This window comes from Paenibacillus xylanexedens (genome assembly GCF_001908275.1).
Lineage (GTDB): Bacteria > Bacillota > Bacilli > Paenibacillales > Paenibacillaceae > Paenibacillus > Paenibacillus xylanexedens_A.
On sequence record NZ_CP018620.1, the window covers coordinates 128,508 to 151,719 of the forward strand.

16 protein-coding genes are annotated in these 23,212 nt (G+C 47.9%); 7 read left to right on the plus strand and 9 right to left on the minus strand.

The window, feature by feature from the left end:
- Window positions 1-7 precede the first annotated feature (7 nt).
- The 3 genes from BS614_RS00500 to BS614_RS00510 all read right to left on the minus strand — a co-directional run bounded on the left by BS614_RS00500 (window position 8) and on the right by BS614_RS00510 (window position 5,254).
- The gene (locus tag BS614_RS00500; RefSeq protein WP_244898241.1) at window positions 8-1,117 is read right to left on the minus strand and encodes a response regulator; all 1,110 of its coding nucleotides are present in this window, start codon (window positions 1,115-1,117) and stop codon (window positions 8-10) included.
- The gene (locus tag BS614_RS00505) at window positions 1,114-2,904 is read right to left on the minus strand and encodes a sensor histidine kinase (protein WP_074092562.1); all 1,791 of its coding nucleotides are present in this window, start codon (window positions 2,902-2,904) and stop codon (window positions 1,114-1,116) included. Before BS614_RS00505 ends, BS614_RS00500 begins: the two co-directional genes overlap by 4 nt.
- Before the next feature lie 346 nt (window positions 2,905-3,250).
- Window positions 3,251-5,254: a beta-galactosidase gene (locus BS614_RS00510; protein ID WP_074092563.1), complete on the minus strand. Its 2,004-nt coding sequence runs from the start codon at window positions 5,252-5,254 to the stop codon at window positions 3,251-3,253.
- A gap of 245 nt (window positions 5,255-5,499) precedes the next feature.
- On the opposite strand from BS614_RS00510, the gene BS614_RS00515 reads away from it, so the two are divergent.
- The gene (locus BS614_RS00515; RefSeq protein ID WP_342351884.1) at window positions 5,500-6,474 is read left to right on the plus strand and encodes a helix-turn-helix domain-containing protein; all 975 of its coding nucleotides are present in this window, start codon (window positions 5,500-5,502) and stop codon (window positions 6,472-6,474) included.
- On the opposite strand, the gene mobA is transcribed toward BS614_RS00515, so the two are convergent.
- The gene (mobA, locus tag BS614_RS00520) at window positions 6,444-7,073 is read right to left on the minus strand and encodes a molybdenum cofactor guanylyltransferase (protein WP_167544359.1); all 630 of its coding nucleotides are present in this window, start codon (window positions 7,071-7,073) and stop codon (window positions 6,444-6,446) included. The genes BS614_RS00515 and mobA overlap by 31 nt on opposite strands.
- Window positions 7,074-7,235: 162 nt before the next feature.
- Here mobA and BS614_RS00525 point away from each other — a divergent pair, with 162 nt between their 5' ends.
- A complete protein-coding gene (locus BS614_RS00525; RefSeq protein ID WP_036667790.1) occupies window positions 7,236-8,429 on the plus strand; it encodes an MFS transporter in 1,194 nt (397 codons plus the stop codon).
- Between the two features lie 677 nt (window positions 8,430-9,106).
- On the opposite strand, the gene BS614_RS00530 is transcribed toward BS614_RS00525, so the two are convergent.
- On the minus strand, window positions 9,107-10,840 hold the full coding sequence (locus tag BS614_RS00530) for a glutamine--tRNA ligase/YqeY domain fusion protein (RefSeq protein WP_074092566.1): 1,734 nt from the start codon (window positions 10,838-10,840) through the stop codon (window positions 9,107-9,109).
- 499 nt (window positions 10,841-11,339) lie between these two features.
- Here BS614_RS00530 and BS614_RS00535 point away from each other — a divergent pair, with 499 nt between their 5' ends.
- Window positions 11,340-11,546, plus strand: a complete 207-nt coding sequence (locus tag BS614_RS00535) for a DUF2164 domain-containing protein (protein ID WP_235193716.1) — start codon at window positions 11,340-11,342, stop codon at window positions 11,544-11,546.
- Between the two features lie 46 nt (window positions 11,547-11,592).
- On the plus strand, window positions 11,593-12,141 hold the full coding sequence (locus BS614_RS00540) for a GNAT family N-acetyltransferase (RefSeq protein ID WP_036612698.1): 549 nt from the start codon (window positions 11,593-11,595) through the stop codon (window positions 12,139-12,141).
- A 113-nt stretch (window positions 12,142-12,254) separates the two neighbouring features.
- Here BS614_RS00540 and BS614_RS00545 read toward each other — a convergent pair whose 3' ends face one another.
- Together BS614_RS00545 and BS614_RS00550 are read right to left on the minus strand one after the other, a co-directional pair.
- On the minus strand, window positions 12,255-13,043 hold the full coding sequence (locus BS614_RS00545) for an SDR family oxidoreductase (protein ID WP_074092568.1): 789 nt from the start codon (window positions 13,041-13,043) through the stop codon (window positions 12,255-12,257).
- 27 nt (window positions 13,044-13,070) lie between these two features.
- Window positions 13,071-13,571, minus strand: a complete 501-nt coding sequence (locus tag BS614_RS00550; RefSeq protein WP_074092569.1) for a GNAT family N-acetyltransferase — start codon at window positions 13,569-13,571, stop codon at window positions 13,071-13,073.
- A 265-nt stretch (window positions 13,572-13,836) separates the two neighbouring features.
- Here BS614_RS00550 and BS614_RS00555 point away from each other — a divergent pair, with 265 nt between their 5' ends.
- Entirely contained in the window at window positions 13,837-15,036 is a 1,200-nt protein-coding gene (locus tag BS614_RS00555) for a methyltransferase domain-containing protein (RefSeq protein ID WP_074092570.1), read from the plus strand.
- Window positions 15,037-15,115: 79 nt separating this feature from the next.
- On the opposite strand, the gene BS614_RS00560 is transcribed toward BS614_RS00555, so the two are convergent.
- Together BS614_RS00560 and BS614_RS00565 are read right to left on the minus strand one after the other, a co-directional pair.
- Entirely contained in the window at window positions 15,116-18,508 is a 3,393-nt protein-coding gene (locus BS614_RS00560) for a GH36-type glycosyl hydrolase domain-containing protein (RefSeq protein WP_074092571.1), read from the minus strand.
- Window positions 18,509-18,669: 161 nt separating this feature from the next.
- Complete coding sequence (locus BS614_RS00565) at window positions 18,670-19,659, minus strand: LacI family DNA-binding transcriptional regulator (RefSeq protein ID WP_074092572.1); 990 nt, start codon at window positions 19,657-19,659, stop codon at window positions 18,670-18,672.
- Between the two features lie 720 nt (window positions 19,660-20,379).
- Between BS614_RS00565 and BS614_RS00570 the strand changes: the two genes are divergently transcribed.
- Both BS614_RS00570 and BS614_RS00575 read left to right on the plus strand, forming a co-directional pair.
- Window positions 20,380-22,026, plus strand: coding sequence for an AraC family transcriptional regulator (locus BS614_RS00570; RefSeq protein ID WP_074092573.1), 1,647 nt, complete (start codon window positions 20,380-20,382; stop codon window positions 22,024-22,026).
- A gap of 110 nt (window positions 22,027-22,136) precedes the next feature.
- A complete protein-coding gene (locus BS614_RS00575) occupies window positions 22,137-23,165 on the plus strand; it encodes an ABC transporter substrate-binding protein (protein WP_074092574.1) in 1,029 nt (342 codons plus the stop codon).
- The last annotated feature ends 47 nt before the right edge of the window (window positions 23,166-23,212 follow it).

Genomic DNA, 23,212 nt, shown 5'->3' on the forward strand with positions numbered 1-23,212 from the left:
GAACGTCTCATTCCGTACTACTGCCTGATTTACCTGATATACGAGCCTGTCCCTTCCGCATCTCCCCAGGTGAAACTCCGAAATGCTTCTTGAACACTCGATAGAAGTAGGACACATCTTCATAACCCGCCATCTCGGCAACATGCTTGAACGGAATCTGTTCATCCATCACCCATTCTTTCGCTCTCGTCATACGTAACTGGACAACATAGTCGGTCACATTCACCTCATACTCTTTCTTGAATACCTTGCTGAGATATTCCTTGCTGACAAAAAAGATCTGAGCGAGCTGCTCCAGCGTAATCATCTCCATACAGTGCTGCTCAATGTATTGCTTCACCTCATTCAGGTTCAGCTTATTCTTGAACTTACGCTGCGCAATGAGCTGCTCCAAAGCCTGATAGTACGGAGTCGAAATCCATGCGATCGTGGATTCGATGGAAGCCAGTGCAGCCGCAGGAGGTAGCGCCGTTGCTTCGGGCCGCTCGTACAAGCCATTGGAGACGCACAGTTCATCTAACAAAGCCTGTAATTCATGAGCCACCCTGCCAAGCTGCCGAGGTCTGTTAATCTCGCATTGTTCCAGCTTCTGCTGTAATTGCTGGAACCACTCACGCAGACTCTGACCGTTCAGGTCATTAAACCGCAGGCGGGCCTGCTGCTGAAACAGGGAGAACTCACCTGCGAACGAAGATGGGTACGATTCCCACGATTCAGGTGCTGATTCAACCTTTTCCAACTCTTTTGCACATTTAGCAAGTACACCATTCAGTTCATCCGGATTCACCGGTTTGAGCAGATAATCTGCAGCCCGATGGCGGATCGCATGTTTTGCATAATTGAAGTCGTCATATCCGCTCACCACGATCACCTTGATCTGTGGGTACTGTCCGCTCAGCGTCTGTAACAGTTCCACACCGTCTGTACCGGGCATGCGCATGTCCGTAATGATAATGTGAGGCTGATGCTGCTTGACCAGTTGTATGGCCTGCTCACCATCCTCTGCCTCACCTGCAACGGTCATGCCGAGTTCATTCCAATCTCCCAGGTTGCGCAAAATATCCCGGTTCCACGGTTCATCATCCACCAACAGCACTCTGTACAGTTCCTTGTTCACAAGGCTTCGCCTCCTGTATTGCAGGGGTTTCGTACCGTAACGCTTGTCCCCTGTCCGTATTCACTTTCTATGCTCATCCCATATTCAGGTCCAAAATGCATTACCATTCGTGAGGCCGCATTGACCAGTCCAATACTTGTACCTGAACTCCACACCCGATCAGCCTGCCGGGTAAGCCGCTCCAGTCTGGACTGCATCTCCGTTAGTTTCTCAGCATCCATACCCACGCCGTTATCACAAATTCGAATGGTTACATCTGAAGGTTCACAGACAACCTCAATGCCCAGCTTCCATTCGCCCTGTTTCTTCTCCAGACCATGCAAAAATGCATTCTCCACAATGGGTTGCAAAGACAACTTGGGGATATAACACGCCCGAAGTTCTCCGGTAATCTCCAGTGTATATTCAAGCCTGCCGGCAAAACGTTGCTTCTGAATCAGCATATAATGCTCCAACTGATCGAGTTCAGACTGCAGGGGCACCAGTCCATCCGGCGCTCGCACAATATAACGAAACATCTCGCTTAAGGCTCGAATGACCTTGTAACTGTCTGCCGGTTTTTGCGAGTAGACCATGCCGCCAATCATCTGCAACGTATTTTGCAGGAAATGCGGATGGATCTGGGATTGCAGTGCTTTGAGCTCGGCCGTCTGCTTCTCCAGATTCATCAGGTAGTTGTCGCGAATATGTTCCCGAATACGACTAGCCATGCCGTGCAGATTTTTCTCCAGCAGACCAATCTCATCTACCCGGCCACTTCGCACCACTTCCCTGTCCTTGATCAGTTGAATACCCTTCATGGAATTTGCCAGTCGGACAATGGGCTTTGATGTGCGCCAGGCCACCAGCGCAGCTAGTCCCACAGATATGACAGTGGCCAGGCCACCCACAACCAATCCGTATTTCATCGTTTCCAAGGCGCTTTCGTTAACAACATGGGCAGGTACAATCTTGATCACACGCAGTCCTGACGGCTCAATGGAATGAAAGAATACGTACTCCTTGGCTGTACGGATAAACCCCGAACTTTCTTTTGTGCCTGCCAATTTCTCCAGTGCTTCCGCTGAAGGCTGAATATCTTGGTTTGGCTGATAGACCGGACTGCCCGTGCTGTCAGCAATGTATACCGCATAGTCACCCCGGCTATCCAGCAGCTCCAGGGTCTGGTTGAACTCAGCCCACTTGACCTCCAGACTGATGGCCCCGATCTGTGCCTGATCCTCGAAGCGGTTCATGCTGCGGGTCATGTGAAACTTTTGCGGATCGTCCGGATCATTGATAATCGTAAAATCTTTATGTTGTGCAAAAAGCTCATGATATCCTTCCGGTATTTCCGATACCGCTTTGATGCGAGAATCCATGGAGTTGAAGGTGAACAAGGTGTCCAATTCCTTCAGGTACAGTTCAACGCCAAATACATAATTGCCAGCAGAATAGTATACACTGTTCAGCATATTGAACATGGCCTTCTGTTCATCGAATCGACTGGCCGCCGGCGCTTCCTCGTTCAACGCCAGATATTGATGCAATTCGTCACTGATCTGAATCGAATAGATAATGTTGTTCATGCGCGCGAACTGTTCACCCAGATAGATGGAGGCCCAGTTCATATTGGCTCGGTTGGTCTCCATAATCTCCTCTTCCATGGAAGAGCGGGTATTCTCAGCAGCCATAGCGGTCATGGCAATGACGGGCAGAACGGCCAGCAGCGTCATGGTAAGAATCAATTTATTGCGAATGCTGCGTTTGAAAGGATCTATCAGCTTCCGATAACATTCGGTAAACACAGCGCATCCACTCCTGAGCTAAAATAGACAAACGCCCCAGCATGGAAGCTGAGGGCGCTTTGGTCTTTATATTCGTTTGGAAATGTTAAAATATCACGTTATACAATAGAATGAATGGTTACACGAGATCACTACGTGGTCAGAACAACCTTCTGATCGCTGTTATCACCGGATTTTTTTGATTCCCTTTTCGAAGGGGAAAATCCGTTGATAAAGGCGAGGTGTATGCTTCCGATGCAGCTTTCTTTCAGAAAGCTTTTAGCTCCGCTTCCTCAGGTTATTTCTGCCTCTCCGTTAACGTGTACATGTTGAATTCAACTTATATACCTATATTTATTATTTCCTATTATTGTTCGATAATCCGTATTCCCCATGGCTCCAATTCGATCTTCTCTCCCGCAGCAATCGGAGTTCCTGCCAGAAGTTCAGTCCCTTCCCCATAAGCATTCACGAAGGATGTTGCCTCATCCGCATAATTGAAATAGTAGCGGATCGTGTTCCCTTGATCGTTCACACCTGTCTTCACAATAATAGGAAAAGCCAGCTCCTGATCAGCTCCCCATACGCCCACTTCTTTCATGACACGTTCCAACACCTTACGGATCACCGCAGAACTGGTGTAACAGCCAACATAGGTTGCTTTGCCTTTTCCATAGGCATTCTGGGTAATTGCCGCATATTCACCCCAATGTGGATGATCATACCAAGCGAGTACTTCAGCCGTTGTCGGCGTAATTAACTCCATCCAGGTATGAATCTTGTTCTGTTCTTCACCAACTCCAAATGGATCATCCCGCAGCGAGACATGTTTTGGCTCTACAAAAAGGTTATAACTGATCCCGCATGCCTCACTAATCAGGCCGGGCTGGCGGGTAGAGCGTACCTTGATATGCTCATTTGTGAATCCGCTTTTGAACGAATAGACGATATGTCCGCCATCCTGTACGAATTGATTCAATTTTTCCAGCAATGCATCCGAAGCAGCATACAGAGCAGGTACAACGAGCACGTCATACTCCGCATAACTCTCAACCGATGGGTCGATGAGGTCACAGCCAATGTTCATTTTATACAATTCATCGTACATCCAACGCACCACGTCATTGTAGTTCTTGTCACTGGTGAAGTTAAAACCAAACCACTTGATGGATGTGAGCGCCTCATTGCTGAACAGCACAGCTACCCGATTCTTTTTCTTCAGATTCACAAGCTTAGGACTCAGTCTTGCAAAATCCCTGCCAATGGTCTTCGCTTCGTTGTACACCGGATTCGGTTCAAATTCATGACTGAGCAATCCTTTCCAGTACGTCTCAAACGAATTGTGCAACGAGTGCCAGTGCCAGTAAGCGACCATGTTCGCTCCTGATGCCAGATGACTGAATGCTTGCAAACGCAGCTGTCCCGGATAGGGAACCCAATGCCAGAAAGCCTGCGCTTCGGTCTCCAGTACCAGATAATTCGATTGTTTGGTCGAACGCGCCACATCCCCGCCGAATGAAATCTCAATGCCGGTCAGATCATCCTGGGAAGGATGGTAGATGTCCACACTGGTGATGTCAAAAGGTTTCGATGCGGCAAAATGGTCCACATCCCCTTGAATGCCGTAGGAATATCCACGCCAATCAAAGTCAAAATTCTGGGTAACAAACTGTCCGTCCTGTTTGTATTCATTCACGATCCCCACTTGCCAAGCCAAAAAGTTGGTTACCAGCTGCCGCTGGAACTTGGCAAACTCAGCTCCTAGACTACCGTTGATCGTTCCTACAACAGACGGGAAGTCTTCCCAGCTATTGATTCGATTACTCCAATAGTCGAGGCCAAATTCCTTGTTGAGTTCATCCAGGGAGCTGAACTTATTCCGCATGTATTTGACGAATTGCAGTTGTACATTATCTCCGGCCGTATTGTAATGCTTCGTCTCGTTATCTGTCTGATAACCGATTACCGCTGGATGTGTGCTTACCCGAGAGATCAGCTTGCGGATGATCCGCTCGGCATAGAATAGATAGGTTGGATGTGTAATATCCATGATTTGTCTTGCGCCGTATTTTCCAGGTCCCTTTGAAGTGGTAGCTAGCACGTCCGGATGTTCCTTGACCATCCATGTTGGAACAGCATACGTTGGTGTGCCAACGATGACCTGAATCCCCGCCTCATGCATGGCATTGAGCACACGATCCACGGAAGAGAAGTCAAATACGCCATTCTGCGGTTCATGGGTACTCCAGGTTGATTCTGCAATACGGACCACGTTGATCCCTGCATCCTTCATCATCTGAATGTCCTTGTCCAATCTTTCGTAAGGCATATATTCATCATAGTAAGCTACGCCATATAATAATTTGTCCATGATTTAATCTCCTTTTTAGGTGGAAAATATAATGATCTTGACGTGTGCAAGAGTTGACATATTCCAATCCATAATGGTAGCGTTTACATTAATGTCGGTTGAAGAACTTGGATTGTTCAGCAACCACTTCAAACGCTGATGTATTCCATGGATTATCCATGCTTGCGTTAAACTGATTATAATGAAGTATACTACGGGTGCCGATTGTATAAGGCAAGTTGTTTTTACCCTTTTCCGAGGTGAATATGATGGATATCCGATCACAGCTCCGAGAAATGCCTCACCATACGTTGGCCCACTGGCTGCCTATTATCGACTGTAACATCAAATTCTATGGTGCGCACAGCCAACAAGTACCCTATGGATGGGCGATGCCCGAGGAATCACATCCGGGCTTTGAGATTATGTTGATCATCGAAGGTACGCAGGAGAGTGTGATTCATGGTTATACCTATACCGTGGAGGAAGGTTCCATTCTTCTCATTCCTCCCGGGTTCAAACATACAAATCAATGTGTATCCACGGAAGGCATGACTTATTTTAGCGCTCATTTTAATGTGGATGATCCGGTCTTCACCCTGAAGCTGATGTCACAGCACAGCCGAATCTACGCAGCAGGTACGGCTGATAATAGGAAAATACGCGTTGTGCTGGAGAGCTGGATGGGGATGATTAACGTATCTGAAGCCTACACGTCCACTGATAAAATGATCATGCAGACCCGCATGTTTGAACTGTTCGCCCTGTTGTCCCAAGCTGCTGACAATGAACCGGAGTTCACCACTTCCGTTGCTGCTTCACATGCACCAGCGCCAACAGCCATGCATTATGCGGGAGCTATAGCGGAGGCGATCAAGCAGGCATTCCATGCCCAGCTTCGAACCAAGGAAAGCAGTGTATCCACGGTCAAAGTAGAGCAAATTATATCCTCGTTTGGCATCAGCCCGGGATATGGTCTACAGGTCTTTCGCAAGGTGTACGGGCGTTCCCCCAGGGCTTACCTGTCCAGCCTAAAGTTGCAGGAGGCCAAAGTCCTGATCGAACAGCCAGAGCTGTCGCTCGGGGAAATTGCGTGGAAGCTCGGTTACACCCATCTGTCCCATTTCAGCAGACAATTCAAACGTTGGACAGGCCAAAGCCCGCTGCAATATCGCAATCATCATGCAGATGCATCAAGTGATCCTGTATCCTACAGATCGGAATCGAGTCCAGAATCTTGATTACGGATACGTTCGTACTCTTCCGGCGTGTTCATATTACTCATTTGCATCGCTACTTGATGAACGCCCGCTCTCTCAAGCTCTTCCGTTTCGACATAACAGCAACCGATCTCTTCAAGCCATCGCATGACCCGAAGATGATCCTGTATCAGACGCTGCTCGAGATCAGGGAGCACTCGTCTGTGGTAAGCCCCTGCAAGTGGATGGACACGTCCATACACGCGCGGCACGATAGCAGAATAAGAGTCATGCGATTCGACCAGTTTTTTTATTCCATCAAAGAAAGACGTTTGCAGGAGCGGCATATCGCAGGCGCATACCAGATTCCAGTCTGTATCGGAAGCTTCCAGGGCCGCGTGAAGACCCGCGAGTGGCCCCTTCCCCGGATAGTGATCCTGAACGCAATCGTAGCCCATTGCACCGTAGGTTGTCACATTGGGTCCGGCAGCCACGATGATACGGGATACTGCGGGTCTCATGGCATTTGTGACTTGTTGCAGGACAACGGAACCGTTCAGTTCCAGCATGGCCTTGTTGGTTCCCATGCGACTGGATAACCCTCCTGCCAATATGATGCCTGTCCATTCACGCGTGTTCATGTTGGTATCCTCCCTCAGATCACGATATGTGTTTGACTGCATCAATTTCAAAACGTTCGCTATGCATTGAATCCCCTTTCAACAAATGATACATTGAACAATATGCATTTGAAAGGAATGGCTTAATTGGACAGACCTGCACCTTCAAGAGGCAATCCCTCATTGGTTTCTCTGAAACTATATAACTTTTTCATATATGGAGCCATCTCGATCTTTGCCGGATTCCTGCAGTTGTATCTGCAAGAGATTGGTATGACCAAACTGGAGATTGGCAGTCTGATGGCGATTGGACCCTTTGTATCCTTGTTTGCCAACCCGTTCTGGGGTTTCTGGAGCGATAAATCTCGCAACATTCGCATCATTCTGATGATTATGATGGGAGGCACATTTGTGCTCGCCCAGGGTGTGTTCTATGCGCCCACGTATACATGGATCTATGTAGCCATGATTTTCTTTTATTTTTTTCAAAGTCCATTATTTGCTCAAACTAATAGCCTGATTCTCGGATATATCGATGGTACAACCCAGAAATTTGGATCATTCCGGCTCTGGGGTTCACTCGGTTGGGCGCTGACTGCCGTCGCAGCCGGACCGCTCATTGACCGTTTTGGCATCGGCAGTGTATCCATTATATTTGCGTGCATGATTGCCACCGCCTTTGTATTATCCGTATTTCTACCCAGACAGCCGATCGCTTCGGATACACCGGTGGTTACTTTTCGGCGGTTTGGCAAAGTCATGTTCAATCCGTATTTTATGGCATTTATCGGCCTGGGTGTACTCGTATCGGTGCCTAATGCCATGAACAGTACGTTTATGTCACTATACATAGTAGAAATGGGTGGTGACAAACAGATGGTCGGCTGGGCCATCTTCACCTCATCCATTCTCGAAGTCGGCGTATTCCTGCTGCTCGATCGCTTACTCAAACGCAAAATGAGCATGCTCCTGGCATCTCTCATTCTGATCAGTGTGCTGTTTGCACTTCGCTGGCAGCTCATGGCACTGGCTAACAACCCACTGGAGATTGTATTCATTCAATTGATGCACTCCATTACGTTTGGTGGGTACTTCTATGTGGGTACGCAACTGACCATGCTGTTCATTCCAAGACCTTATCGTTCCTCCGGTCAAGCGGTCTACACAATGGCCTGGGGCGGTCTCTCCGGCGTCATTGCCGGTCTGTTCGGCGGCTGGTTGTTCCAGAGCTTCGGTGCAGAAATCATGTATAGCATTGGCGTATTCTTCTCGCTCATCGGCGCTGTCGGATTTAGCATCATGTGGTTATCGAATCGACGTAACGGCTATCAGCCAGTTGTATTGACGGAGATGGGTAATATGGATGAGGACAGATAATCTTTTGTTTGAAAAAGTTGAAGGATTTCCACTGGAACACTACGAGGACAGAAGAATCTTTCGATCGCTGTTATCCCCGGATTTTTTTGATTCCCTTTTCAAAGGGTAAAAATCTGGTGATAAAGGCGACCGCTCCGCTTCTCCAGCTTTCTTCTGTCCTCTCCGTTATAGTGTAAATAAAACGTTCAAACATTCAGACAAAAGATTAAGCATAGGTGCAGTAAAGAGAAAAGGCGTCTAAGGTTTGTTGCTCCAAACGAACCTTAGACGCCTTATTTGCAGCAATTTCACTTAATTCTAAAGCTAAAGAACCTCAGCCACCTTATTTCGCATCAAAGACGCTAAAAACCCAAAAAGACAAGCCAAATGAGGAAATAAGGTGTCTACGATTCATTACGTTGCTGGAATGTCCAAATACACTTGAATAACGTGTCTTCGGTTCGTTAGATTCTTGCCTCATACGCACATCTAAGACCTCAGCTCATGTTCATGTTCATGTTCATGTTCATGTTCATGCGAAATTGTATTACTAAGTCTAAAACTGGGCCTGGCTAGATCAAGAAAAACAAAAGGGCATCCTTCGCCATGATCATGACGAAAGATGCCCTCCCTTTAACTTATAACTTGGCTGCTTACCAGCACTCTGATGAACAGGCCATAAATTTCTTCCAGCGGCCTTATGCCTTCGGCAGTTGGAATGAGCTTTTCAGGGATACGACCCGGTTAAATACCGGACGTCCTGGCTCGGAGTGTTTTGGATCTACACTAAAGTAACCATGACGGAAGAATTGGAATTTATCCTGAGCGTTCGCTTCCTTCATCTCTTGCTCCACATACCCATTAACAATCTCAAGGGAGTTCGGGTTCAATTGATCCAGGAACGTTTTCTCCGGTTGCTCTTCCACAACCTCAGCTTCAGCCCCAGCTACTGCCACTTCCACCTCTGCTTCCGGTGCTTCATCCAGGATCAACGGCTCATAAAGACGGAATTCAGCAGGTACCGCTTGAGTCGCCTCTACCCAGTGGATTGTTCCTTTGACTTTACGGCCAGTGAAGCCACTGCCGCTCTTTGTCTCCACATCATAGGTACAATGAATCTCAGTCACATTGCCTTCCGCATCCTTGATCACATCGTTACATTTGATGAAGTATGCATGTTTCAGACGAACTTCGTTGCCAGGGAACAAACGGAAGTATTTGTTCGGCGGATTCTCCATGAAATCGTCTTGTTCAATATAAATCTCACGGGAGAACGGAATTTGGCGATTACCCATCTCCGGGTTCTCCACATTGTTCTCTGCTTCAAGCCATTCTACTTGTCCTTCAGGATAGTTGGTGATGACCACTTTGAGCGGGTGCAGGACAGCCATCGTACGCGGAGCTTTCAGTTTCAAGTCTTCACGTACAAAGTGCTCCAACGTTTGCAGGTCGATAACTCCATAGTTTTTGGAAATGCCTGTCTCATATACAAAATCACGAATAGCTTCCGGTGTATAACCCCGGCGGCGCAGACCTGAAATCGTTGGCATGCGCGGATCATCCCATCCATCCACATGTCCTTCATCTACGAGCAGTTTCAGCTTCCGCTTGCTTGTTACCATCTGGGACAGATTCAGGCGACCAAATTCATATTGATGCGGTTGGTTCTCCATCTCACACTCTGCAATAACCCAATCGTAGAATGGACGTTGATCCTCAAACTCCAAGGAACAGAGGGAATGCGTTACACCTTCAATTGCATCTTCAAGCGGGTGAGCAAAAGCGTACATTGGATAGATACACCATTTGTCGCCCGTGTTATGATGATGTGCATGAGAAATCCGGTAAATAACCGGATCGCGCAGGTTGATATTCGGTGCAGACATATCGATCTTGGCACGCAGCACTTTCTCCCCGTTCTTGAATTCGCCTGCACGCATACGTGTGAACAGGTCGAGATTCTCTTCCACCGAACGATCACGGTACGGGCTGTTCTTACCCGGCTCCGTCAGCGTTCCGCGCATTTCACGGATTTCGTCGGCGCTTTGGTCGTCGATGTAGGCTTTACCTTTTTTAATCAACAAGACAGCACGGTTGTACATCTCGTCAAAATAATCCGAGGCAAAACGTTTCTCGTTCCACTCGTATCCGAGCCATTTCACGTCTTCCTGAATCGATTGAACGTACTCTACATCTTCCTTGACCGGATTCGTGTCATCAAAGCGCAGATTCGTTTTGCCGCCAAATTCGCCGCCCAGCGTAAAGTTAATCCAGATCGCCTTGGCATGGCCGATATGCAGATAACCGTTCGGTTCCGGAGGAAAACGGGTAATAACTTCCTGGACTTTCCCAGACCGGAGATCTTCGGTAATAATATTTTTGATAAAGTTAGGTGGGGTTGTACGATTGTCCACAGGTATCAAACCTTTCATGAATGGATTGGAGCCTTAGGGAATTGCAGCAATTCCGGCTATAATTCCTTAATAACGAAGTCATTTCCTGAAAAAATCTATTTTCTTGGAAAGTTTCGTACGCGTTTCATTTAAATATACCTTTAACGGGGGAGGAGTTCAATAAAGAACGGCACCAAAGTCAGGATTAGCCGTGCATAAATAGGCCCTAAACCATTTTGACGGGTTCGCTCGAATCATGTAGCATGATAGTAAAAGTACGTGTTCAAAAAGTCTGGTTTTCAGTACCGAGAAGATGGAATGAAGATAGAAATGGAGTAGCGGAGCGTAGGAAAACTACGTGAGCAACGGACATTTCGGCTGAATTTCAACTTCGATGCTGATGATGCCGTAAGGCATTATTCGTAATCAAAAGCGGACTTTTTGAACAACCCCTAAAAACAAATTAAAGGGAGGGTTTCCCATTCCAACGAACTCGCTTAAACTGACCAAAGAACAGCAGGATGAAGCCATTCGCACCATCCAGTCGTATTTCGAAGAGGAACGTGGCGAAGAACTGGGTGATCTGGCCGCTTGGGGTGTCCTCGACCTGTTCATGACACAGCTCGCTCCCTACATATATAATCAGGCACTCCGTGACGCACGAACAACGGTCAATCAACGCATGGCCTCAATGGAAGAAGACCTGTTTGCACTGGAGCAAAAGTTACCCAAGACTTCCCGTTAATCCACTACAAACAAACCCATACTAATAAAGAAAGAAGGTTGCATTCATGTTTACCTATTCATTGGATGAATATACCGAACTCCGGCCACTGGCCATGGAACATACCAAACCGCTGTTCGAACTGACGGATCGCTCGCGGGATCAACTGAGACATTGGTTGCCATGGGTGGATCATGTGACAGAAGTGGAACACACCTCGAACTTCATTACCAACGCGTTAAAACAAGGTGCCGAGAATGGCGGATTCACCGCCGGAGTATGGTCAAAAGGGGATCTCGCCGGCGTTATTGGATTCCACGAGATTAACTGGACCAATCGCTCGGTAAGCATCGGATATTGGCTTGGCAAAGGTTTTGAGGGTCAGGGCTTGATGACAAGCGCTTGTCGCGTTCTGGTTGATTATGCTCTGGTGACCCTCGATCTGAATCGCGTCGAGATTCGCTCGGCAACAAATAACAAACGGAGTCGCGCTATCCCTGAAAGACTCGGATTTGTTCTCGAGGGTGTCATTCGTCAGGCAGAGAAACTGCCTAAAGGTTACGTGAACCATGCGGTGTACGGCATGCTTCAGCATGAATGGGAACTCTTGCGCTAATTCGCCTACATAATAAATCGGAGTGATCTCTCCCAACATAATGGATCAACACGAATACCCTCGATCTCCACGTATTGTGGTGACAGAGGGTATTTTATTGTATTCAATGACTTTTATAGTGCTCGGACCATACCACCATCCACGATCAATGAGGTTCCGGTAATGTACGTATTGGCTCCGGATAACAGGAATACAACCGCTTTGGCAAACTCCTCTGGTTGACCATAACGGCCCAGTGGAATCTCTTTACGGAATTGGTCAGATACCTCTTCCTCACTGATTCCATTCTGCTCAGCCCGTGCTGCATCCAGCTCACGTATACGGTCTGTTGCAATACGTCCCGGCGCCACCGTGTTGATCAAAATTCCGTATGGAGCCAGCTCTTGGGATAACGTCTTCGCCAATCCAAACACGCCGGTACGGAACGTGTTGGACAGCACCAGACCCGGAATCGGCTGTTTCACCGAAGTTGAAGCGATATTGACAATGTGTCCTCCACTTTCTTTCATATAAGGAAGAGCACCGCGAATCAGCCTTACATAACTGAGTACATTTAATTCAAATGCACGTTCCCAATCTTCATCCGTCAGTGACTCAAATGAACCCGATGGCGGGCCACCCGAGTTGTTCACCAGAATATCAATCTGTCCAAACATTTCTGCTGTCTTGTGAATCAGAGCCTCAATGTCTTCCTTGCGTGTCACATCGGTTGCACAATATTCTACACGTCCACCACCACCAAGCGCCAGAAGCTCCTGCTTCACTGCTGCGAGCTTTTCTTCGCTTCGGCTGGCGAGCATGACGTCAGCACCTTCTGCTGTCAATTGAGCGGCTACCGCTTTGCCCAGCCCGCGACTGGAAGCCAGCACCAGTGCTTTTTTACCCCGAAGTCCCATATCCATCGTTGTTCCTCCTCCTCAGCTACATCTCTATTTGGTCTGGATAAAATAACCCATAAGAATATCATCCACATACTTGCCTCCGATATAAAACTCGGACACCAGCCTGCCTTCCGTCACAAATCCACACTGTGTATAAAACTTAATCGCTCCCGGATTACTGGAAAGTACGCGCAGCCTGAGTTTACGAACGCCTTGTTGGGCCGCATGCTGCTTGATGGCATCCATCAACGCTGTGGCAATGCCACAACGCCGATCATGAGGATGAACTGCAATATGAATCTCGTAGACATGACGGTTGACCGGCATACCTGTGGCTGGATTAAAGCCCACATAACCACATACCCGCTCTCCCTGCACCGCAATCAATTGACTGCCTGGCGGACAATGCTGCAGATATTGTTGTCTGGAGCGCCAATGCATCGGCGCAGGAGAGGTGTATTTGTCCCATACCAGGGCATCCAACTCCATTAGCTGGGCTGCATCTTTAATCTCGGATGGACGAATCGTAAATGTATGGCTGGTAAGCATAATGATTCAACCTTTCGTGCTATAGTCGACAACGCTGTACGTTACAACGTCGGGAAAGTTAAGAGAGTCAAGAACGTTGAGAAACTTAGGAATAGGAAGACATTGTTCGTTTACTTCACTATTTAAGTTTTTTGTTCTTTTATTGTAGCATAGCCACACCTTTGACTAAAATTCCGCTCGGTATTGAACCTTTTCGAAAAATGAAATAAACGCTTAACCTTGCCGTAACGTCATGGTTTATACTGGTTCGATAAGGAGGGGATACATGATGAATATCAAAGAGGCAGCAAGCAGGCTTGGTATATCGGCGAGAGCCATTCGTTTTTATGAAGAAAAAGGATTAATTCTGCCCGCCAAACAGTCCAGTAATGGGTATCGTACCTATACGGAGAATGATATCTGGCGGCTTCAAACCATTGCTGCACTGCGTGAGATTGGCATGTCGCTACAAGATATTACACATGCGATAGGAGAGATTGATCAAGGGAATCAGCAGCGGCTGGAAGAATATCTGGAACTGCAACAGGCCGTCATGTATGCCCAGTGGATTGAGCTCAAACGTATGATGGATACAACCCAGCGCATGATTGACCTGAATCGTCAGGATGGTCCGTTGGATGTCAGCCATCTGCACGATCTCGCGGACAGTGCCCGTCGCCTGCGTGAAGCACGGCAGAACTGGCATGATCGGTGGAATTATGACACGCAGGCAGCCATCCACGATCAGCGAGTGCAGGCAGAAAGCAGACTCATTACTGAACACCCCAATTCAGAGAACAATCACCATTCAGACAACACCTCGCCTATAAGCGATGAGAATGAAGTTGCACATCCATACCAGGATACAGATCATTCCACGCCGAGCGATTCCAATGATACGGTACAGTCTTCCTTTTATCTGTATCACAACTATGACGAAGCGCTCGAACAGACAGCTCATTGGATCTCTCCCTCCCTTGGTGAGAAAGGACTCGATATTGGTACAGGCACAGGTAATCTGGCTGGGAAACTGCTACAGCACGGCGCAGACATGACTGCAATCGACCAATCCCGGGAGATGCTGCGCAGATGTCGTACCAAATATCCTGAGATGCATGTGAACCTTGGTAATTTTCTGGCGCTGCCTTTTGTTGATCATTCCTTCGACTTTGTTGTATCCAGCTTTGCTTTCCATCATCTAAGTCCAGATCAGCAACTATTGGCTTTACAGGAGATGCAGCGGGTATTAACCTCGCGTGGACGTATCGGTCTAACGGATCTGATGTTTGTTGATGCGACTCACCGTGATTCCTATATTCGACAGGCAGAAACCACAGGACACGAGGAACAGCTGCGCGCCCTGTGCGAGCGTCACTTCCCTCTGCTGAGTGAGCTATGCAGCTGGCTGGAGCAACAGGGCTACGTAACCAAGCATGTGCGGCATAATGAGCTGTTGCATACGTTGTTGGCAGTTCCACTGCGCTAGTGGATTATGAGCATATGCCAAAAAGGCCATCCCGCCTTGATTAAAGGAGGATGACCTTGGTATACATCATGCTATGAAATTACATATAAATATCAACAACCGTACGCTCAGTTGCACTGCGTGCTTGTCTGAACTCATCCAGTGAGATGCTTACTCCGCCCTGACGGTAACGGTTCGCTGTACGCTCAGTACGAATATCCTTACCGTTCACCGCTATACGGCTCACAGCACCTTCGTTCAAGTGATAGATGAACGTTACGGGCTCACCAGCATACTCAAATTCGAATTGCATGCCGTTCAGCTCGGCTGGCAACACCGGGTCAATGACCAGATCGCCGCCCTCTTGACGAATGCCAAGCGCGTTGGAGATCAGCTGGTTCATGTAGATTCCAGGGCCGCTGGAATAGATTCTCCATCCGCCTTTCACCTGTACAGTCCCTTTACGAAGCTGGTCAAAATGCTCCTGTGCCTCGTAACGTGTATTGAACTTGCCGTCCGAACTACTGAAGTACGAGTTCGCTTGACGAATCTCCGCGTTAGGCACAACCTCGCCGATACCAACCGGGTTGATCATCGCAAGACCATTCCACACCTGATCTGTCTTGCCGAGCTTCGCCATCGCTTCCACGTAACGGATATGGGCGTGTACATATTGCAAACCAATCTCACGTCCGAAGTTAGACGCTTGCTCTGCACGCTTGAAGTGTGTGCTTACACCACCAGCATATTGAGCCGGACGATTCATCAGACGCACGCCATCTGGGCACAGGAACTGCTCACGGATCAATGCATAATGCGATTCTGCTTGCTCCGCATTCAGCAACTCACCGATCATGCTGCGCGTCATTGGTAACAGACGATATTGAATGCCTGTCTCTGTGTCCGTTGGGTGAAGCATCAGCTTCGCTTGGTCTGCTTCTTCCATGTATACAAAGCCTGGAATCACATCTGTGCCCAGCATGTAACGGTTAAAGTCCTCACGAATACCTTGAGCCAGCACGTCAAGCTCCTGTGCAAAGTCCGCATCCTTGAATTTCAGCGCTTGCGAGAGCACGTTCACGGACTGATACGTCAATGCCACAGTCCAACTGCTCACCATGTATTGCTTCAGCTGTGCATTGGCTGGTTGGAGCGTATCATCCCAGTCGCCATCTCCGTAGGAAGACAGGAACGTATCGTGCAGGAAGTGCGAACGGATATATTCGATCTCTTTTTTCGCGTGATCCAGTACAGTTGCCGTCTCTCCCGTGAACCCGAAGCTATGCTTGACGGTATAAGGTACTTTCTCATCCAGAATCGCATAGTCGCGAGTCGCTGTCAGGTAGTCCGCCAATACTTTCAAAGGCCATACGATGATATCGCCATGACTTTCTTCCTGTTGAATTGCAAAGTATTTATCAAACATGAACCATTGCGGCCAGTTGCCATCATCTTCATATTGGTGGGTATAAACCATTTTGATGATATCGCGAACTTGCTCATATTTTTGCGTTGCCATAAAGTACTCCACCGGGCCTTGGCACACATCCCGTGTACCCCAAGCCGCACCGCCATACTGCTCCAAACCGTGAGGCACAGAGTAGTGAACCAGCATATTGTGGGTGTACCACCAAGCCAGCGCATTTACTTTGAACAGATCCTCTGCACTCTGACCTTCGCCACGGGACAAACGGAACCCGTTCATCACACCTGCGAAGAACTCGCGGTATGCCTGCACTTCCTCTTCAAATGTCAGGCTTGAACCTGCTACCACTCCGCTGTCCGCTTGGCCTTCCAATACCCCTTGTACCTTCAGCGTCCATTCAGCACTTGCTTCCAGACTAAGCGTAACTAGTGATGCCGAACCACTGCGGATACCACTTGCCAGCAACGTTTCGTCCCCTACATTCACAGCTGCGCCATCCACCGACATGCGGTATTGCAGATCTGGGTACGTTCCTGCACTAATCGCTTGTGGATCAGCCTTGAAGATCAAAGTATCGCCATCCTGCGTCATATGCAGCGAATATTCGTACTCATTCACATTCATCGTAATCTGGTTTGTTACCAGGTAACGGTATGCCGTGCCACTTGTGGAGCGTACGTTCATGCTCACTTCAGTGGTGTGTGCCCCTGTATAGTTCGTCACGATGATCGTATCGGATTCGGTTTTGTAGATCCAACGTACATAGTTGAAGCCAATCTCGAACAGGGAAGGCATCGTCAACAGACGATATTGTCCGTCCATTTCCACATAGATGCGTTGTCCAGCCGTCTTCGGCACATTCAATGCATTGCGGGCATTACTGATCATTTTATTAAAATTGGTGTTACCAATAACGAGCTGTGAGTTGAAAATACCGTACATATACGATGTCGTCGTAATAACCTGTGCCCCAAGTTGCACGTTGCCACCACTCATCAGAATGTGACCGTGCGGACGCTCTACGAGCAATTCTTTTGCTTTCAGAACGATATGCTCATAGCTGCCTGTGAAGAAGGATAACAGTTCCTCACCGCTATGCTCTTCCTGATGACGATCAGGGAACAGATCATGAATCTCATCTTGCGTCAGATCAAGCGTAACCAGCGGTTCACCCAGGAAGGAGGACAGTTTTACCTGTTCCAACGTGTCACCATTTTCTACAGTCAGAGCCTGTACTTCATTCCATGCTGCGGTAACTTCATCTCCGAACTCCAGTGCAGAGATTCCTTCGGCATGATTAGGCTTCGCCAGTCCATAGAAGACCACCTGAGCTTCTCCGTTCAGATTCAACAGTTCGGATTGCAATGCCGTATAGGCAAATTCATACTGATACGTCTCATTCGCCAGCGTCTGGCGATTCAAGCTCTCCGGTTGATTCGTTTCCTTGTATGACAGACCGAAGAATTGGAATCCATCTGTGGAGTAACCGACTGCTTTGGTCAGGGAACCTTGTTGCATATATGGAAATGCACCGCCCTGAGGCTGGTTTTGACGGGAACAAACGACATAACCTTTCGCTTCATCTTCAAACACCGTATGGTCAATGTATTGTGACAGATAAGCTTCATTACTGCGTACCGCACCTGGATCTGCAAGCCCAACATCCTGTCCGTATACCACATCTACGTTATGTTGTTGTCCTGTGAGCTTCACATCCCAGAACCATACACCTTGCGGTGTAGCCGTAAATACGACCTGATAGCCAATGCCTTTTTCGCTACCTTCCAGCTGGACTGTGCCCTCCCAGATCAACTGGTTGCTGGATTGTGCCTTGCTTGTAATCACCTTGCTGTTCGAACGTACACCGAGCAACGGGAACGAGCTGATATTCTCTCCCTCATGTACACGCAGGTACAGGTTGTTCAAAGATCCATCAATCTGGTTGCTGAGCAACTGGTTTAACATCGTTGTACCGGATGTAGCCTGGTACAGATCGCCACTGTTCAAAAAGGTAAAGGATAACTCTCCGGCACTTAACCGGATCGGTTCATTAATAATCGTTGTCATAAGGTTCACTCCTTGAATTAGTTAAAATCGAAACGTTTCGATAAATCTGAAAAAGAATAGGGGCCTCTTCAAACCAGCCTTTTACAGCCCGTCCGGACGATAACCCCATCATTAAACTTTTACTTCAGCATGCAGGCAGTTCTTTGTTGTTCATACTTGGTCTAAACCGAACGTACAGAGCTACGCTCGATCATATTAATCGTTAACGTATATGAAGGGTCAACCGCTTCGCCATTGAGCATCTGGAATAACAGATGTCCGGCGAGCGACCCGGCTTCATGCTTCGGCTGGCGTATCGTTGTCAGTGGTGGACGCACATATTCCGACAACTGAATATCGTCAAAACCGATCACGGAAATATCATTCGGAACCGATACACCACGCTCTTCCAATGCTTTCAGGCCACCAATCGCCATCTCATCGTTACCGTAAAATATCGCTGAGGGAAGATCGCCCTGCATGATCATCATTTTGGTTGCACTGTATCCGCCCTCACGCACAAAGTTACCGTTCAGACGCCATTTGGACTTTTCTTCAAGTCCCGCTTCCCGCATCGCTCGCAGATACCCTTGGTAACGGAGCGCGTTGTCATACGAGTTGGATGGGCCACTGATATATGCAATCTTCTGATGTCCTGCCTGAATCAGGTGGCGGGTAGCAAGGTAACCCCCCTGCTCTCCATCCACCAGCACGTTGACCAGATGGTCACTCGACAGCTGACGATCCATCACAATGATCGGAAAACGATGACCGGCAGATTCCACCAGAATATCATCATGGATGTTATGCGCCAGAATGATGGCTCCATCTACTCTTTTTTCACGCAAAAATCGCACTGCCGTTGAGTCCCGTCCACCCATGGAGCTGCAAGCAATCAGGTCATACCCGTTCGCGAGGGCTACATCCTGTACACTACGGATCAACTCCGAGTAATACGGGCCCGACAGATCGGTCAGGATCAAAGCGATCGTGTTTGTCCGGCTCCGCTTCAGGTCCATGGCAAAGCCGTTCTTGCGGTAATTCAGTTCTCGTGCTGCCTCAAGCACTTTAGCCTTGGTCTTGGCACTAACCTTGCTATCCCCGCTCAGCGCATAGGAAGCAGTCGAGAGTGCTACACCTGCCAGCTTTGCCACATCCTTAATCGTTGCCATTCCACGTTCGCTCCTTCTAAACTATATATAAATTGAACTCCAGAATATTTACACTGACCACTCCGATGACAGAACAACCTTCCGATCGCTGTTATCCCCAGATTTTTTGTTTCCCTTTTATAAGGGTGAAAATCCGGGGATAAAGGCGAACGCCTTGCTTCTACAGGTTCTTTCTGCCCTCTCCGTTTTGTGTAAATGTTAGTTCAATTTATATAAAACAAATTCAAGGTTACCCACATTTTATACGGTACATGGTTAGAACAACCACTAAATCCTTCATTATCGTTTATTAATCTTTATACATATCATAGCGATGGATGTCAATCGAAACGTTTCGAGGTGTTCTCAAAAAAAATCCTCGTTCCCATCCTTATGGGGCCACGGTTGAATGCGTCCCGTTCCAATCCATACCATTAGTGATGGTCATGACACGTCTTTCAATCTGGCGCTCTATAAACAGTTCGTGCCTGATACAATGAAACTGGCAGTAAACGCCAGATTGAAACGTTTCGACATTTTCATTATAGTCGGTGTTGATAGCGATTTCAACCACTTTATCTATTTTTCATATAAAAAGTTGATTTGTTCAATCTGTCCATCCACGTCACTCCGTTTATAGTATATACTGCATAATAGTCGAGATCCGAGAATTACGCCAGTACACCAGGGGCATGAGAGGAATAATGCCCCTGCTGACTTATGTAAGGAGACAGTTATCTAATGAATATTTCCAAGCCTATTTATCATAAAAAATCGCTGTCCCGTCCCATTTCCTTGCAGAAGATTCAGTCCGTACCTGTTGCCCACTTCAAGCTGTGCCATCTGGTGCAGCTTCACGACCGCGAGGCATTCTCCCGCATAGATGAGATGTGGAGCACTCTTCATGTGTTATACGTCATTACTGCTGGCCAAGCCAGGCTGATCAGTGCAGAGGGTAAACTGACATTAAATGCAGGCTGTGCAGTGGTTCGGCAAGCTGGAAGCCTGCTTCAGCACGAGAACAAGCGCGGCTCCCTGTCGCCAGTACAGGGCATTGCTATTGCTTTTGATTCCACTGAAAATGAACAGCTGTTCTGGCCGTTCGGGATACCAGTTCCCATTGCGAGTCGCACTCTCACCGACAGGGCAGTAGAGCTGGTTCAAGCCAGTACGGCAGGCCGTGATTCCAGCCCCTTCAGGCCACATATGCTTTTCTATGAGTTACTGGATATTTTGCGGGATCATGCGGCTCATTCTGCTCATGAAGATCACTCCTGGCTCGATGCCGTGCTTAGACATATCCATCAGATGTATACCCATCCGTTAACCCGCGAACAATTGGCACGGGACGCAAATGTGAGCCCTGAGCATTTTTCAAGGGAGTTCAAGAAACATACAGGTCTTACTTTTGTTGAATATGTAACTCGTCTCAGAATCAGGATGGCTCAGGAACATCTGTTATCCGCGAACCCTACGCTACAGGAGATTGCACAACTGACAGGCTACAGGGACACCTTCTATCTGAGCCGCAAATTCAAACAGTTGGTTGGATCAGCACCAACACACTACCGGAAAATGCCCAAAAAGATTGTATCTTTGACTTACAACTATACGGCCTCACTTCTGGCATTGGGCCACACTCCCCATATGGGCGCCGTAGCAAGCTGGATGGAAGAAAAAATGTGTGCGCATGATCATGATGGTCATGAGCAATTTGAGCAACATTCCGAATATGAGCTGGTTAAACATACGGATCTGATTGCACACGCTCAGCCTGATGTCATTATCGGGTATGCACCGCATCCCGCTTCCGATGAACTACGTCTGATCGCACCGACCATTCTGATGCCTTTTGAGGAACTCGATTGGCAGGAGCAGCTTCTTCTTTTGGGTCGAATTACAGGGCTTGAGTCCAATGCACAAGCGTTGTTAGATCAATATCATCAACTTGAGCAAGAAGCCAATCATACGTTGGACCAACAGATGGAAGGAACACGAGGGGCCGCCGTTTGCATGTTTATGATTGGAGATGAAGGGGCTTATATCTATGGTCATGGCTGGGGCAGAGCTTCTCATGTGCTGTATCAATCGCTGGGCTTCACTCCGCCGTCACGTATGGAGCAGGATGGGCAGTTACTTACGGGGTACGTTCATGTTCCGTTGTCCGAGATTCACTTGTATGCCGCAGATCACATGTTTGTCGCCTTCCCTGAGGAACCTACCGAACGAGAAATGCTGGATAATTTGCTGAATCAGGAATCCTGGGGCACCCTCTCTGCCGTTCGTGAAGGACGCGTATACGAGATTGATGCCGACATGTTCTATGGATTTGATCCCCTGTCCGTTATGGAGCAGTTGCAGCATATTATGCGTCACCTGACATCATAATTGTCCATGCTGTAGTGATCATAGTTGTCCATGTACAAATATCACATCTTCCTCTATGTTATTAATGAGAATAATAATCATTATTGATTATACACAGGGGGAACAAGAATATGTTTGCTGTAAAAAAACGCTTTTCCGGCTTGCTGCTTATGCTCGCCATCCTTATGATTCTGGCTGCATGTAGCAGCGGAACAGGCTCGACTGCCACTGAACAGACATCGGCAGCGGGAACCGAAACAACAACAGCCTCTTCCGAGACGAACACAGACACGGCGTCCGGTTCGGACAATTCGAATGCTACACGAATCTACAAGTCATTAAGCGGGGATGTCGAAATTCCGGCTGAACCGAAACGGATCGTTACAGATATGTACGTAAGTGATCTGCTCGCACTGGGTGTGAAACCCGTTGGGGCTGTTCAATATTATTTGGAAAACCCGTTCTATGCCGATCAGGTGGCGGGCATAGAGAGTATTGGTGATCGGGCGGCGGTAACCATGGAGAAGGTTATTGCCTTGAACCCGGATCTGATCATTACCTACTCCGATCAGGCCAGCGAAATTGAGAGTTATCAAAAAATCGCACCGACCGTGGTCATTCCATATGGTACATTCACCAATGTACATGATGAAATCCGAGGATTCGGGGAGCTGATGAACAAATCCGAAGAAGCCGAAGCATGGCTGAAAACGTACGATGAACGGATTGAAGCCGCTCGTGCCAAGGTGAAAACAGTCATCAAACCAGAGGAAACCTTCTCCATCCTTGAAGTATCCGACAAGAGTTATTATGGATATGGAGACAATTTTGGTCGAGGAGGACAAGCGGTATACAGTGCTTTGCAACTTGCCCCACTCGAAATCACCAAAAAAGAACTGATGGGTGATACCCAATGGAAAGAAATTTCGCGTGAAGTTGTTGGTGATTATGCAGGGGATCATATCTTCTTAACCGTTGGAGAGAACACTAAAAATTACCAAGGTGACTCCATCTGGCAATCCCTGCCGGCTGTGAAAAACAATCAGGTGTACGAATTGTTGGAAGACCGTTACTGGTACTTCGACCCGATTGCGATTCAAGGTCAGGCTGAGGAATTCGCCGATATGATCGTAGAACGTGCCGAGCAAAACCGTAAATAACATAAACATAAATACAGGTGTCCGGACAGGCTAATTATCCTGCTCGG